This is a genomic window from Bacillus sp. PK6-16 (assembly GCF_056530295.1).
The window spans coordinates 18,512-33,442 of sequence record NZ_CP096512.1; the positions used below are offsets into that span (position 1 = coordinate 18,512).

13 protein-coding genes and 3 pseudogenes are annotated in these 14,931 nt (G+C 35.8%); 15 read left to right on the plus strand and 1 reads right to left on the minus strand.

The genetic code is table 11. The features are described from left to right. Positions 1-144: 144 nt before the first annotated feature. The gene (locus M1D66_RS27330; protein ID WP_012263735.1) at positions 145-537 is read right to left on the minus strand and encodes a helix-turn-helix domain-containing protein; all 393 of its coding nucleotides are present in this window, start codon (positions 535-537) and stop codon (positions 145-147) included. 146 nt (positions 538-683) lie between these two features. Here M1D66_RS27330 and M1D66_RS27335 point away from each other — a divergent pair, with 146 nt between their 5' ends. The 15 genes and pseudogenes from M1D66_RS27335 to M1D66_RS27405 form a co-directional block, all read left to right on the plus strand. Then, a complete protein-coding gene (locus M1D66_RS27335) occupies positions 684-893 on the plus strand; it encodes a helix-turn-helix transcriptional regulator (protein ID WP_012263734.1) in 210 nt (69 codons plus the stop codon). Positions 894-1,056: 163 nt separating this feature from the next. Then, positions 1,057-3,349, plus strand: a pseudogene (locus M1D66_RS27340) (SpaA isopeptide-forming pilin-related protein). Between the two features lie 158 nt (positions 3,350-3,507). Continuing rightward, positions 3,508-3,966, plus strand: coding sequence for a type IV secretory system conjugative DNA transfer family protein (locus tag M1D66_RS27345; RefSeq protein WP_242555383.1), 459 nt, complete (start codon positions 3,508-3,510; stop codon positions 3,964-3,966). Positions 3,967-4,006: 40 nt separating this feature from the next. Beyond that, a complete protein-coding gene (locus M1D66_RS27350; RefSeq protein WP_149174012.1) occupies positions 4,007-4,582 on the plus strand; it encodes a TraM recognition domain-containing protein in 576 nt (191 codons plus the stop codon). A 102-nt stretch (positions 4,583-4,684) separates the two neighbouring features. Then, positions 4,685-4,933: a hypothetical protein gene (locus M1D66_RS27355; RefSeq protein ID WP_000514061.1), complete on the plus strand. Its 249-nt coding sequence runs from the start codon at positions 4,685-4,687 to the stop codon at positions 4,931-4,933. 558 nt (positions 4,934-5,491) lie between these two features. Continuing rightward, complete coding sequence (locus M1D66_RS27360; protein ID WP_242555384.1) at positions 5,492-5,935, plus strand: hypothetical protein; 444 nt, start codon at positions 5,492-5,494, stop codon at positions 5,933-5,935. A gap of 29 nt (positions 5,936-5,964) precedes the next feature. Further along, positions 5,965-6,189 (plus strand): hypothetical protein, encoded by a 225-nt coding sequence (locus tag M1D66_RS27365; protein WP_242555385.1) that lies wholly within the window; start codon positions 5,965-5,967, stop codon positions 6,187-6,189. A 31-nt stretch (positions 6,190-6,220) separates the two neighbouring features. Continuing rightward, on the plus strand, positions 6,221-6,529 hold the full coding sequence (locus tag M1D66_RS27370; RefSeq protein WP_098212965.1) for a hypothetical protein: 309 nt from the start codon (positions 6,221-6,223) through the stop codon (positions 6,527-6,529). A 108-nt stretch (positions 6,530-6,637) separates the two neighbouring features. Then, entirely contained in the window at positions 6,638-6,829 is a 192-nt protein-coding gene (locus M1D66_RS27375) for a hypothetical protein (RefSeq protein WP_098212966.1), read from the plus strand. Positions 6,830-6,868: 39 nt separating this feature from the next. Next, positions 6,869-7,954 (plus strand): hypothetical protein, encoded by a 1,086-nt coding sequence (locus M1D66_RS27380; RefSeq protein WP_242555386.1) that lies wholly within the window; start codon positions 6,869-6,871, stop codon positions 7,952-7,954. A gap of 15 nt (positions 7,955-7,969) precedes the next feature. After that, the gene (locus M1D66_RS27385) at positions 7,970-9,031 is read left to right on the plus strand and encodes a hypothetical protein (protein ID WP_242555387.1); all 1,062 of its coding nucleotides are present in this window, start codon (positions 7,970-7,972) and stop codon (positions 9,029-9,031) included. A gap of 118 nt (positions 9,032-9,149) precedes the next feature. Beyond that, positions 9,150-9,611 carry a hypothetical protein gene (locus M1D66_RS27390; RefSeq protein ID WP_242555392.1) on the plus strand — a complete coding sequence of 154 codons (462 nt, stop codon included), beginning with the start codon at positions 9,150-9,152 and terminating at the stop codon, positions 9,609-9,611. A gap of 37 nt (positions 9,612-9,648) precedes the next feature. Next, positions 9,649-10,227: pseudogene (locus M1D66_RS27395) on the plus strand (type IV secretory system conjugative DNA transfer family protein); the annotation flags it as partial. Positions 10,228-10,963: 736 nt separating this feature from the next. Beyond that, positions 10,964-12,793: a group II intron reverse transcriptase/maturase gene (ltrA, locus tag M1D66_RS27400; protein WP_242555389.1), complete on the plus strand. Its 1,830-nt coding sequence runs from the start codon at positions 10,964-10,966 to the stop codon at positions 12,791-12,793. Positions 12,794-12,909: 116 nt separating this feature from the next. After that, positions 12,910-14,889 (plus strand): annotated as a pseudogene (locus M1D66_RS27405) (VirD4-like conjugal transfer protein, CD1115 family); the annotation flags it as partial. Positions 14,890-14,931 lie beyond the last annotated feature (42 nt).

A 14,931-nucleotide genomic window follows, 5' to 3' on the forward strand; every position in this document is an offset into this window, starting at 1 on the left:
TAAATCACATAAATACGGGAGGTTTACAAAATGAATCTTAATCAAGAATGGTTTAATGAAATGATTGACCAGGACAATCAAATTTTAGAAACTTATCGTGAATTATTACTGTTAATTGGAAACTTCCAAGAAGAATAATGGATTTCAGCTATCTTTTAGTTTGTTTTTAGTCTCAATTCTATGCGTTAAATATTTTGCATACTCAATCAATTCATTTTCTAATAGTGGTTTATCTTTATCCGGAATACTTTTATAACTTTCGTACAAATCTTGAGCTAAACGTTCTACAATTAATTTTCGATCTTCTGTTGTAAGAGCTTCACTATCACCAATTTTATGATTTAGGAGTCGATCAGTACTTACATTAAAATAAATGGAGATCTTTTGGAGCATTTCAAAACTTGGCTCTTTCCTGTTATTTTCCCAGTTGGAAATAGTACTACTAGCGACTCCTAAAACATCACCAAGTTCCTTCATATTTAATCCTTTAAGTGTTCTTAGAATTCTAACATTTTCCCCGAAATAATTCTGTATCATTTATTTCACTCCAATCGATTTATTCACCTTTGGGATAATAATTTGCTTTAATGGTGAAAAAAATTCACCGTTGGGATAAAAAAGTTTCCCTAAAGGATTGACATTCTACTTTAAGGAGAATAGAATGTGATTAAGGGGGTGAGAAATTGACTGTTATACGCAATATTAGAGAATCAAAAGGGTTAACAATTCAAGAGCTGTCGGAGGCTTCTGAAATACCCGTGAAAACTCTGTACCACATTGAAACTGGTACAAAAGGGGTTATTGAAAATAGGGCAAAAATTCTTGCCGATATTTTCAATGAACCAATTGAAAAACTGTTTTTTGCTACGTACTATCGAGCGAGATTAGAATGAAACAAATTTCATTTACTCGTTAAACAATAATTATACATCTATATTGTAAATGAACAATACAGAAAAAGGATAACTTAATTAGTATTTTTCAAGTTAATAAAACTGAAAATTAAGTTTTTTATGATCTTTGAAAACTGCATATCATATGAGGGAGCTGTTAGTCATGTTGAAACGTTCGTATCAAATGCTACTCATTACAATGAGTACGCTTCTTGTAGCATTAAACTTCCTATTTCCGTTTACTAAGGTAAGTGCTGAAGTAATTCAGCGTGAGCAATATAAAATGGATTGGAGTTATAGCCATCAATACGGGAAGGATGTTAGAACGGAACTCCTCAAAAATTCTAATGGGCAAATTGCGTACTGTCTTACATATGGACTACGTTCACCGAATGGTGAGGATCTTCCAGAAGTAGGGCGAATAGATAATGTGGTATATAGAGTTTTAATGAATGGATACCCACAGAAATCCCCACAAGAATTAGGTGTTTCGAATTGGAAGGAAGCTCATTATGCAACGCAATTAACGGTTTGGAATGCATTAGGGCAATTATTTATTTGGGAGCTTGAGCATCGTAATGCTAATGTCGAAAAGGCAGCCAAGGCAATTATTTATGCGGCAGATCATAGTAATGAAACACAAGAAACTTACATGAATGTAATTCCAACTGAAAATCAAGAAGCAAAACTTAATGGTGAGTACTTTGAAACGAGTATGTACCAAGTAGAAAGTAACGCTAAAAATGGTGTATTCGCTGTAAACCTTGCAAATGCACCAAATGGTACAAAAATTGTTACTGAGAATGGAGATATGAAAGAACAATTCCAATTAGGAGAGAAATTCCGTATTTTGGTTCCGAAATCCTCCAATACAGGAAACCTTTCCTTAAAAATCACTTCTAACCTAGTCAATTTACATGCAGTTGCTTACAAAGGAACTGATAAAATTCAAGATGCTACCGTTCTATTAGAGCATAATGAAGAAAAAGTAAGTGCAGATTTAAATGTGAATTGGAAGTCAGTAGGTTAATTAGAAGTTATTAAAGCAGGAGAACAAAAAGAGGTATTACAAGGTGCCGTATTTGATGTGTTTAATAGTATGAATGAAAAGGTTGGTACTATTACAACAAATGAACAAGGAATTGCTAGCCTTTCTGGTTTAGAAATCGGAACTTATACTCTTAAAGAGGTAAAAGGTAAAATCACCTACTGGTTATGTAATGAATGAACAGCCACAACAGATTGAAGTTAAAACAGGTGAGATTACAAGAGTTACAGTACAAAATAATAAAGTAAAAGGGAATATCGAGATTAAGAAATTAAGTGACAGCGGAAGAACTCTTTCAAAAGTAGAATTTACAATGTTCACAGCAGAGGGAAAAGAAATCACAAAAACAACTACAAATGAACAAGGGATTGCACAAGTGAAGGATCTTCCATATGGAAAGTATTATTTTGTTGAGATAAAAGGGGTAGAAGGATACCTTCTTAATCAAACTAAATATCCATTCGAGATTAAAGAACAAGGGAAAACGTTGACGTTTACTGTCGAAAATAAAGAAGTAAAAGGAAACGTGCAACTTCTAAAAGTAGATGGAGAGAATCCAGATAAAAAATTAGAAAGTGCAGTGTTCGTTCTTCAAGATAGTAAAGGGAAGAAAATAAGTGAACACAAAAGTGATAAAAACGGTTTGATTGAAGTGAAAGACCTACCATTTGGAGCATACTCATTTGTTGAGAAGCAAGCACCAACTGGCTATGTTTTAACGAAAGAATCTATTCCTTTTAGTATCTCGGAACAAGGAAAGACAATCATGCTAACAGTAAAAAATAAGAAAATCACAGGAGAGTTAGAGATTAGGAAGGTAGATATTGCGGATGGAAACAACAAGCTTCCGAACGCTGAGTTTACTATCTTTAATGAACAAGGAAAAGAAGTTGCAAAAGGAAAAACGGATGAAAACGGCATTGCAAAATTCAAGCTTCCATATGGAAAGTACACGTATAAAGAAACGTTCGCACCAGACGGATATCTACTGAATGAAGAGATATTCCCTTTTGAAATTAAAGAGGATGGTCAAATTATTAAGCATACGGTGAAGGATCAGAAGAAACCGACACCACCTACACCAGAGACACCAAAACCAGAACAGCCAGAACAACCACAAAAACCAGAAATACCACAAAAGCCAGAGCAACCAGGAGCGCCACAACCACAGGTACCGGAACAACCAAAAGTAACCGAAAAACCTGTCATTCCACAACTAGAGCAACCACAGCAGATTGTTATGAAACCACAATTAGAACAAACACCAAAGAAAATTGAAACGTATCTTCCGACAACAGGCGGTAAAGCTGAAAATCCATACATAAAATGGATTGGTCTTGCATGTGTCGCACTCGGCTTAATTGGAGCCCTATTTGCAGTAAGAAACCGTAAGAAAGCTCAATCTTAATATGGAAGAATATGAAACTCATTTTAGCGAAATTGATGAAAATCCGTTAGGCTTTGCTATTGGATTTCGAAATGCATTTATACTCGTAATTCCCATTTGGACAGTTGTTTTTTGGATAGGGAGCAAGATATAAGAAACCGAGAGGGAGATGGAATGAAATGTCAGAAATCTACGTCGGTAAAATGAAAAATTTAGGGAAACCTGGGGAAGGCGTTGTGCGGCGCAAGAGTGCTTGGTTGTCTGAAGAATTGATGCAAGCAATTTCAATCGCTCAAACTGTAATTAAACCATTAAAACAACATGATTATTGGATAGGGTCCGCTACGAAATTATTAGCAGGAAGTATTTTATATTTGGATCAACGGCATAAAAACTTATACTACCTAGATGTGAAGAAAGTTATTCAGTTCATGGAAAAAATCTATGAGAGCGAAGCGAACTTGGTAGAAGTAGTGGATTCGCTCGAGAATGAGCATCCAGCTTATCATATCTTCCATGAGCTAGGTCTTTATTCAAAAGAAACAAGGGATGCGATAACTATTACTTTGCTATACATTCTTGAAAAACATCAACGTGAAAAGCAAGGGGAACAAAAAGAGTATTTTTGGTTTCAGTAGTAGTCAGAAAAGGGAAATGAAATAGGAAGGAGTGCAATACATGTTAGGCGTTGCTAAGAAGTATACAAAGGTGATTAGAGCGTTGAAAGAACTGAATGAAGGGGAAAAGGTTGCAGGTGTCATAAAAGCTCGTTTTGGAGCTTATAAAACGGTCATAGAAGGTGTGAAGAAAACAACAGATGATTTTATTTTCATTTTTGATCCGAAAGGCATCTTTTATGAAGATACCCATCAAGAAAAACGAAAACAAGGATATCACATCATTAAACATGATTTACTAACTGGTTATGAAACATTACAAATGGATCTAAAACAAAAATCCGTTGTGTACATCAGTGTAGAAACGGAAACGAGTACGTATCAAGAGAGAGGGGAAGCATTATCAAATTTTCTTCAATATCTAACAGAATGCAAGAATATAAGACCGATTCACCTGGTATTTCATCAATATGATTTGTACCCGATCCCTCATATGGAGCAGTTTTTAAAAGAAAGCGCAACATACCACATTCAGCATTCAATCGTAGTTGAATCTCAATCCGCATTACAGCACATATACGGAAAAGAGGCAGCACAACGCATCATAACCTCGTATAACACAACAATCCTAGCATGATCTAAAGCACTCGTTCACTATTTCATCCTATCTAGATGGCTAGAAAACTAGACAAGGGAGAAGCATTTTTCTCCCTTCTTTATCAAAATAGGAGGCGTTCATATGGGAAAAGAAAAAAGACTCACATTTTATGATATTGCCGCATCACAAGCTCACAGTGTTAAAACTTTTGATGGAAAAACATACGAACTGAAAGGTACCATCGCAATTGAAAATAGCACAGGAAGCATCGAAAAGGTAGCTCAAATTTATTATCAAGTGCGCTCGGTAAGAGATGAGCATCAAAACTTAATTGCTAAACGAAAAAATAAACATGCGGAATTAGTAGCTGTAAAACAAAAGTGTAAATAAAAAAGCGATTTTGAAGTGTGCTGAGAACATAGCACAAAGTAAGTTGCTCTTTGACAATTTAAATATATATTGCGTATCTTTTCCTTTCAGTATTGATGTAAAAGGATGATATACGGCTTTCAATATATATGCGTGCCTCCCTTCGAAAGGTCACTAGAGGGGTTAGGTATACGATTATCGTTGGGTGAGTAAGATCGTAAAACTCATCTGTGACCACTGGGAAATGCAGTGTATCAAAGACCTGTTTGTGTCAGTACTCGTGAGGAATATCCCATTTTGACATTCTGAAGGAGCGAGGAACATCACAACAGTAGATACATAAGGTTCTACGTTCACGCCAAAATACGTAGTGCGGTATTGGGCATATAGAAGCTAGGTCGGGATTAGTCTCTATACGCATGCCAATACAGGCTTCGTCATTCCAGCCATAAATGATATTTCTATTTTCTATCCCACTTTCCTTTAAATATTATAAAATAAAGACAGATGTTGAAGTTTAAAAGTGTCTCATCACACTTCAAAATCGCTTATTAAAATATGACATAGGGAGGAACATGCATGAGTCGTAAAGGGTGGATTATTTCCGCTGTTGTTGGACTGTTAATTGCAATTGGTATTGGTTCAACATTTGTCTTTAGCTCGGGAAAAGGGGAAGTAATGGAACTTAGTCCGTTAGAAATGAAGAAGTTCATGAGTGAGGATGGCACAGGATTTGTTATGTTGAATTCTAATATGAGACATAGTAATGATTGGATTTTTCTTGTAAAGAATATAGCTGAAAAGGAAAAGATTCAAGTAAGGGGATTGAATGAAAATCATGAGGACATTCCAGGTTCAAGTAATCCTCATGATTGGGGCTTATCACAACGAAGAGATTCCCTTGCTTATTATGAAAAAGGAAAATTGAAAAAAGATATTGATTTTTCCACATTTAAAGAGTCCGAACTTGAAAAAGAAGTTACCTATTTTGTTCAAAATTGCAAAGAGCAATATCAGAAGTAATCACATAATCATTGAAAGGTGGTGATATAGTGGCGATTACACAGAGGGAATTAAAAAAAGAAAAAGATATGGTAGCAAACCTATTAAGAGCCAATGGTCAGGATTATAACCATTGGCTTCATTTACATCATCAGAAATACATTGAAGAAAATCAAGATCTAGTAATGAAAGCTTTACAGGCTTATAAAGCAACATCAACAGAAGTGAAAGAAGAAAGCAAGGCGAATGAATCAAGTCATCTTAGTAACGCATAAGCATTTAAAAATGAAAAGGGAGTGAATGTATATGTCAATGTTGGAAACATTATCTCAAATGTTAGTGTTAGGTGATGCGATGGACGGTCTAATTAATACAGGGAATTCATTTATTGCATGGATGCAAAGAGGGGCGATGGTTAGTACAGCAATTGTATTTTGCTGGGGCGCTTATCTATTAATTTGGGGCGGTGAACGAGGAAGACATAAATGTATTTGGTGGTTTCTTGGTGGGGCAGCCGGACTTGTTATCGTAATGGGATGCCAATACTTAGCAGAGAGTGTAAATAGCAATGTGAAATTTGGTCAAATCTTATTCCCGTTTTTCTGGATGAACTAGTGAAAAAATATAAGTAAGGCAATGAGGGAGCTATGCAAAGGGTATGGCTTTTTTTGTTGCCTTTTTTTCGTGAAATTTTAGTTTTATTAAGCAATCGGGGTGTTAATTATGAGATTAACAAGTGTATTGGAGAGCGTTTCGGTTATTGGTAATATACAACCGATTATGACAGTACCAACAACAGAAGGGCTGTTAAGAGCTTTGATATTCTTCATCGTTATTTGGGTATTGATTTCTGTTTTTTGTATCTATCATAAGTACGCAACCAATAAAGCTGAAAATAATAGTTCAAAAGATTAATCGAAGTAAATTTAAATCAAACGGAAGAAAGGAGAAGCCATGTTTGTCATTTTTAAGAGTAGCAATGGAACAGAAATTGAGTCGGGTAAGCAATATTCGTTTCATGAAGCTTATATCTTAACGAAGCGATTAGAACGAGTTTATAGAGAGGCAGGGAGGCAAGAACATATTGATTTCGATTTGTTAGATGGTCATTCTAATGAAATTTATAACGGTACGTTATCACTTGGTTCGAGATATGCAAATCACATTTTTGATCACATTTCTAAAAAAATGAATGTGATGCAATTAGATCCAGAACAAGAGGAACAAAAGAAGGAGCTGTTAGAAACATTAGAAAAAGAAATCAATGATTCTCCTTTTCATGAAGAATATGAATATCAAGAAGAATCATCAGAAAGGAAGGAAGAACCCTCTTATAGTCCAGCGGATGAAGTAAAAACACTAGTAAAGCCTGGAAAGGAAAATAGAAAAGGATTCAAGATTATTGCGAGTGTCATAGGAAGCGTGGTGTTAATTGGAGCTGGTGCCATATTTGCCTTTAAGTTATTCTCTTCCGAACCAGTTTCGAGTGCAAATGCTGGCTCGGAACAATATGTAGTACAAGGATTACAACAGGCAGCCATTCAGCAGTATGGAGAAGCCGTTAAATACTTCGATAAGGTCAATTACACAGAATTAGATAAAGATAGTCAGAAGGCAGTTCTATTTACTTATTTATTAAATGGAAAGGCAAATAAGGCCTTACAATATGAACCGAAATTTGCAGAAAGTGTGGTTGCTTATTTTATTGGGATAGACAACATGAATAAAATCAATGAAATTGATGTCAAAAATGATGTAATCGACTTTGAAAAAGCAGCACTTAATAAGAAATATGAGGAGGTAATTAAGCTTAAGGGTAAAGTCAATATGGACGGTAGACGTGAAAAACTCATTGTTGAAGCTTTTGTAAATCTAAAAAAATATGAAGATTGTTATTCCTTTGCTAAAACGCAAGGAAATAAAAATGTAATGAAAGAGGTCAAAGAATTAGAGAAACGAGATATTCAACAATCTACGATAAGTGAAGAAGAAAAGAAAGCTAAGATTGAAAAAATTGATAAAGATCTACAGAACATCTAAGGGGGAGAGAATAACATGCCTTTAAATTATGAGAATCTGTACAAAAAAATGGGAATTGTTTTTCTTGGTGGTTCATTGATATTAAGTACGACAGGTTGCAGTTGGTTTGGAAGTAAGGAATCATCAAAAAGTAAATCAGCTATTACAAAAAAAGTAGATAAGAATAAGCCGGAGGAAAAGAAAAAAGATCTGAACAAACAAGATTTTGAAGCAATTACAGAGAATGCAATTCAAAGTAAGGATAATGAAGTTGCTTATGTACTCGAAGAGCTGGATAAATCAAAAATTAACTTTAAAGAAAAATCTATTGTAAGTAATCTTCAAAATGGGGATGACACTACTTCTCGTGTTCTAGCACTCTTTGATAAAGAAACGGTAGATAAATCAATTCAAGATACAGCAAAAGACAATGTGATTGCAGCTATTACAGATAACAAGCCACAAGTCACCGTGAATGGAGATCATTTTGCATTCGGTGATCAAAATATTGATTCTTCAGTAGCGAGTATAGGTGATATTCTTCCACCAGAGAAAAAACCAGATACAATTGTGAACTCACCAATTATAACGGAGGGTGAGAATGGTAATACGGAAAATACAGGGACAGAAAAAACAAAGCCACCAATAGAGCTGGAAAAACCAACAAATCCAGAGAAGCCGACAGAGCCAGAGAAGCCGACAGAGCCAGAGAAACCGACAGAGCCGGAAAAACCAACAAATCCAGAGAAGCCAACAGAACCAGAGAAGCCGACAGAGCCAGAGAAGCCGACAGAGCCAGAGAAACCAACAGAACCGGAGAAACCAACAGAACCGGAGAAACCAACAGAACCAGAGAAACCAACAGAACCAGAGAAACCAACAGAACCGGAAAAGCCAACGAATCCAGAGAAACCAACAGAACCGGAGAAACCAACAGAACCGGAAAAGCCAACGAATCCAGAAAAACCTACAAATTCAGAAAAGCCAACAGAACCGGAAAAACCTACAAATTCAGAAAAGCCAACAGAACCAGAGAAACCAACGAATCCAGAAAAGCCAGTTCTGAAACAAAATGAAAAGATGGTAGCGAGTAAATAAAGAAAAAACCAACTGATATTGCCAAAAAGGTACTCATAAAAAGAGTACCTTTTTAATTTGAAAGGGGGCATATAGATGTTTGTTAATAGTACAAATTTCAAGTCTAGATAAAAGTTTAATGGTGGTAGGTCGAGTGGGAACAGGGAAAACGAGGGAATTGAAGAAAATGGCTTTAAGTTTATCAAAAGTTTTAGTGTTAGATCCAGTGAGGGAATACGAAGACGAAGCATTCGGGAAGCAAACAGAGGGTAATGTGACTTTACAACACTTGGATTGTGAATCGAATGAGGGGTATGGGAATTTTAAAATTACAGAAGATGTGATAAATATAGCTAAACAATATGAATACGTAATTGTAGATGAAACCAATTATTTATGTCAGGAAGATTTTATATACTTTCTCCAACAAATGAAGGATTCCGATATAAAAGTAGTAGCAAGTTTTCAACAAATGCCCTCAGATGCCCAAATTACTAAGAAATTCGGATATATCATATCTTTAGATGTAACGAATGATTTCGATAAGATAACAGAGTATGAAAAATATAATTATGATTCGGGCTTTGGTTTAAAGAAGTAATACGTGTGGCTAGATTGAACAGAGGTGATGCTTTGATATGTATAGTGAAAAAATATCAATCAAATATAAATTGGCTGAAAAAGAAGTACTCATTCCATTGAGTGCTTTTTTGTTTGTTGGAATGTTATTGATCGCTAATTTTTTACTCAACTTATCCTTAGAGCTGATAGAAACAACTTTTAGTGATTTATTACATCCCAAACCGTTTCATATGGAGATAGGATTTCTTTTTCGGATGCCAATTGCAGAGCATCCGATTTACTACATGCTTGTTTTCCTTGTAGTGATTGGAACTATAGCGAGAACAGTGTACAAATTGAAATCTTCCTTTAAAAACTTAAATAATCATCAGAAAGGATCTAGTCGTTTTACAACCGTTGAAGAGCTGAAAAAGCAGTATCGAGCAGTACCGGATCGAGAGGATTCATTTAAAGGTGGCGGTGGTGTTGTTATCTCCCGGCTAGGTGACAAGGTATTTATTGATGATAGTCCAGTAAACAATTTAATTATCGGTACAACACGCTCTGGTAAAGGGGAAACTTATGTATTTCCTACAATTGATGTCTATTCTAGAGCGGAATATAAACCATCATTAATACTGAACGATCCCAAGGGCGGTGCGACACGTTCCTAAGTGAAAAGCTTAGGCGCTGTCGGACAATTGTTCAACAGTGAACTTTCATTCCGAGTTGTCAAATGATAGGGTAACGCCTTGAAGGGCACCTCTAATATTCCGACATGCGGTTAGATTGGCAAGAGTCTAACGGTTTGAAGCTCGGAGAAGTCGGCTGAGAGCTACCGTAAGTTAAAATACACGAAAGCTGTCCAGAGGTGGATGGTGTAGCATATAGGCCGGGGGTCTACAAAACACTTATGGTTAGAATGCACGATGATGCAATCGCGAACTTTGAAAGTGCAGACGAATCTCTGATGGTACGGGCCTATATCGGGAGCATATCGAAAGGTATGCTGACACAATTAGTGTCGCTACTGTGGGCTAGTAAGACTCTCCTTTATGAACGTCCATATGTTGTTACAGGCAACATCAAGGTAGCAGGCTCATAGGAGAAACCTAAAAGTGTATGTACAGATAGGAATGAAGGAACGTGGTAAGCTATCAACGCAGAGGACTTGCTTCTGACGAAGCGTTTCTAGGGAAAGCACTAATGAGATTAGTTAGTCGTATAACCTAGATTTATGGTAGTGAAGGTGGTGGCATAGTACCTGTGAAACGTCTAATGAACGTGGAGGGATAGCCACTAGTCAATTGCAGGCTAATTGTTACTTACGGTTAACATGGATTCGAGTAAGACTAAGAGATGTAGTGTTTCTCCATAAGGAGGCTACAGCCCATGTTAAAGAAAACCAAGCTAAGACATAGCGAATACTACGATATGCAAACGAAATATGATCAACTATATTCCTATAGTCTTAACGGTAACAATTTCTATAAGTTAATGGATATGATTGGTTCAGAAGAAAATATTAGATTAGCGTATAGAAATATTAAAACAAATAAGGGTAGTAAGACCGCTGGCGTAGATGGATTAACTATTAAAGATATTTGGCATTTAAATGATACACAGGTAGTAAAACAAGTCAGAAAAAGATTGAAATGGTATCGACCACACCCCGTTAAGAGAGTATACATCCCAAAAGAGGGAAGCGATAAGATGCGTCCATTAGGTATTCCTACTATTTGGGATAGACTTGTCCAACAGAGCATTTTACAAGTGCTTGAACCCATATGTGAAGCGAAATTCCATAATCATAGTTATGGATTTAGGCCAAACAGAAGTACTCATCATGCGCTCAGTCGAATGGTGAGTCTAATGAATCTAGGGCGTCAGCATTATTGTGTAGACATAGATATCAAAGGTTTCTTTGATAATGTAAGTCATGGGAAATTACTCAAGCAGTTATGGACCTTAGGTGTGCGTGATAAATCACTCCTAAGTGTTATCTCGAAAATCTTAAAATCTGAAGTTCAAGGAGAAGGTATCCCAACTAAAGGAACACCGCAAGGTGGTATTATATCTCCTCTATTATCCAACGTGGTTTTAAATGAATTGGATTGGTGGATTAGCAATCAATGGGAAACTTTTCAGCCTAAGAATTATAAGACGGCTATAGCCTTTAGGGGCTATGCTCGCAAATACACCAATCTTAAAGATGGGTTCATTGTGCGGTATGCTGACGATTTTAAAATCATGTGTAGAACATATATTGGTGCCAAAAGATATTATTATGCCACCATTGATTTCTTGCGTACGAGATTAGGACTTGAAATTAATGAGCAAAAATCTAAAGTAGTTAATCTTAAAAAGAATTCTTCGAACTTTTTGGGGTTTAAAGTGAAGTTGGTTCAACAAGGTCAATCTAAACATGGCTATGTTGCCAAAAGTAGTATGACGGACAAAGCTATACAAAACACCAAAAGAATTCTAAAGGATAAGGTAAAAGAAATCCAAAGGCATCCAACATCAGAAAATGTACTTAAATTTAATATTACCCTTATTGGCATTCAAAATTATTACAGGTACGCTACTAAAATTTATATAGATTTTACAAAAATTAACTACACTCTACTCAAATCCATGAAAAACAGGCTCAGTGAAAATGGAAAAGTAATTCAATTTTATGAAACTCCTAAGAAATTTCAACTACGTGCCAAAGGAATTCAGTCTCATACTAAAATATATACAGTTTGTGCCACACCTTTACTTCCAGTTACAGGCGTACATCATAAGAATCCATGGAACTTCTCACAAAATATATGCAATTACACCGCAAAAGGTCGTAATAAAATTCATGAGAATCTTAAAATCATACCTAAGGATGTCTTAAAACAAGCCATGGCAACATACTCCCGAAATAGGAGTATTGAATACAATGATAACAGGATATCGAGGTATGTTGCACAATACGGAAAGTGCTATGTAACTGAAGAAGTTATAGGTATAGATAGGGTACATTGTCATCATAAGATTCCTTTGAAAAGTGGTGGAACTGATAAATATCACAACTTAATAATTGTGGATAAATATATACATCAATTAATTCACATGACAGATAAGAATAAGATCAGAGCTGCGCTCTTGGCGTTGAAATTGAACGATAAGCAATTAAGTAAATTGAATACACTCAGAACTGAGGCTGAAAATGAACCGATAACTGTATAAATTAACTTATATCAATTAGCTGAAAATGATGGGACGCCGTATGACGGGAAACTGTCGCGTACGGTGTTAGGTGGGGGAAAAGGTGGAGATGATATCAAAGCTTTACCTATCACGCACAACTATTTAGTGCTTCAAAAGAAACGTTGGAAAAACGAGGGTATCACATTGAAGTCTTGAATTTGTTAAACCCACTTGATTCTATGAGTTATAACTTATTGCAACTTGTAAAAGATGCCTATAAAGAGGGGGATTATTCAACAGCGCAAGCACTATGTAAAACGCTCTCACACACTTTATATTACAATCCGAATGTTAAAGATCCTTTTTGGCAACAGTGCGCTATGAGCTTGTGTAACGCCATGATATTAGCCGTTACAGATAAATGTATTGCGGAAGGTGCAGAAGAAAAAATTACAATGTATGCAGTTGCAAATATGTTATCAGAACTTGGTTCAAAAGAGATAATCGTAGATCCGAAAGTAGATCCACAAAATGCATTAGATTTATACTTTGAAGGCTTACCAACGGATAGTGTTGCGAAAATGCAATATGCAACCTCAAATTTCTCAAAAGGAACGACACGAGGCGGGATTTTCACCCAAACCATGAACGGACTTTCTATTTTTACATTTGATGAAATCGCTAAAATGACAGCAAAAAATAGTGTGGATTTAAAACGTGTCGGTTTTGGAAAAACGATAAAAGGAAAAGTAATACCTAGAAAAAGAGTGGAAATTGTATTTCCAGATGGCTCAAAGGAGTCTATCAAGGCAGATATTACAGGACGTTTTACATTAGATTTCAAGAAAGTAATAAAAGTCGGAGATACCATTCAATGTAATGAAAAGGACAATAAGAAAAAGAAAGCATCTATTTCCATTACGAAAATAGATGAAAAGACGGGTCATACAGAATTTAAAGTAATAGAAGACAATGAAGATATGAAAATAACAAAAGTCGATTATTTCAATAAACCAGTTGCTATTTTTATGATTACGCCAGACTTTGATTCTTCGAACCATGTGATTGCTTCTATTTTCGTAAGACAACTTTATTTCATATTGGCTAAAGGTGCATCCCTTGCTCGTGGAGGGAAATGTCACCGTGAGGTGGTTTTTATCTTAGATGAGTTTGGAAATATGCCGAGTATTGAAGGAATGGCGAATATTATCACGGTTTGTCTTGGTAGAAATGTTCGCTTTAATCTTGTAATCCAAGCATATGCACAATTAAAAAATAAGTATGGTGAGGATGCAGATACGATTGATGGAAACTGTGGGAATACAATCTACATTTTAACTAACGATCAAGAAACCGCCGAAAAAGTGTCCAAAAAACTAGGGAATCAGACAATTAACCTACCTTCCCGAAGTGGAAAAGGTCTTTCTACTGATAAAAATAAAACGGAAGGTCTAGATCAGCGCCCACTGTTAACAGCAAATGAACTTATGAATTTTAAAGAAGGAGAAAGTGCCGTTAGTCGTGTCATAAAACGTCAGGATAATAACGGAAAACGGATCAGACCTCGCCCAATTTATAATACGGGGGAAACAGCCTTAAAATACAGATGGGAGTACTTAGGAGTAGAGTTCGATACAGATAAATCTATTTTAGATATAGATATTGATTCTCTACATGATGATGTAAATCCAAAATCACTTATTGTTGATTTTCTAGGAGAGAGAAAAGCAGAACAAATTGAGAAAAAAACATCAGAACCAGAACAAGAACAAGAAGCTTCTTCCCAAATAGAGACACCGCAGCCAGTAGAAGAACCAACAATGATGGGAATTGGTGAAGATATTCCGGAAGAGGCGTTTCAGCAGGAAGATAGCCCGTTTAATTCGCTCTCCATTGAAAATTGGAAGGAAAAAACGGTTAATGAATTTTTCGAATCTGATTTAGCAGTTTTGAAACTGGTTGATAAGTTCTTTTTAGCGCAATTAGGTAAATCAACAGATGAAGTTGAAAATCAAGAAGTGGGCGAGTTTTACAGTGAATTTCAAATGTTAGCTCACAATGACCACATCGACAAAAATGTGTATCAAGCAGTCGAAAACAAGATTAATCGAATCTTGCGTGATTTAGAAGAATAAGAACAAGTAACAAGTTAAAAAGCACTCAAATAATTGAGTGCT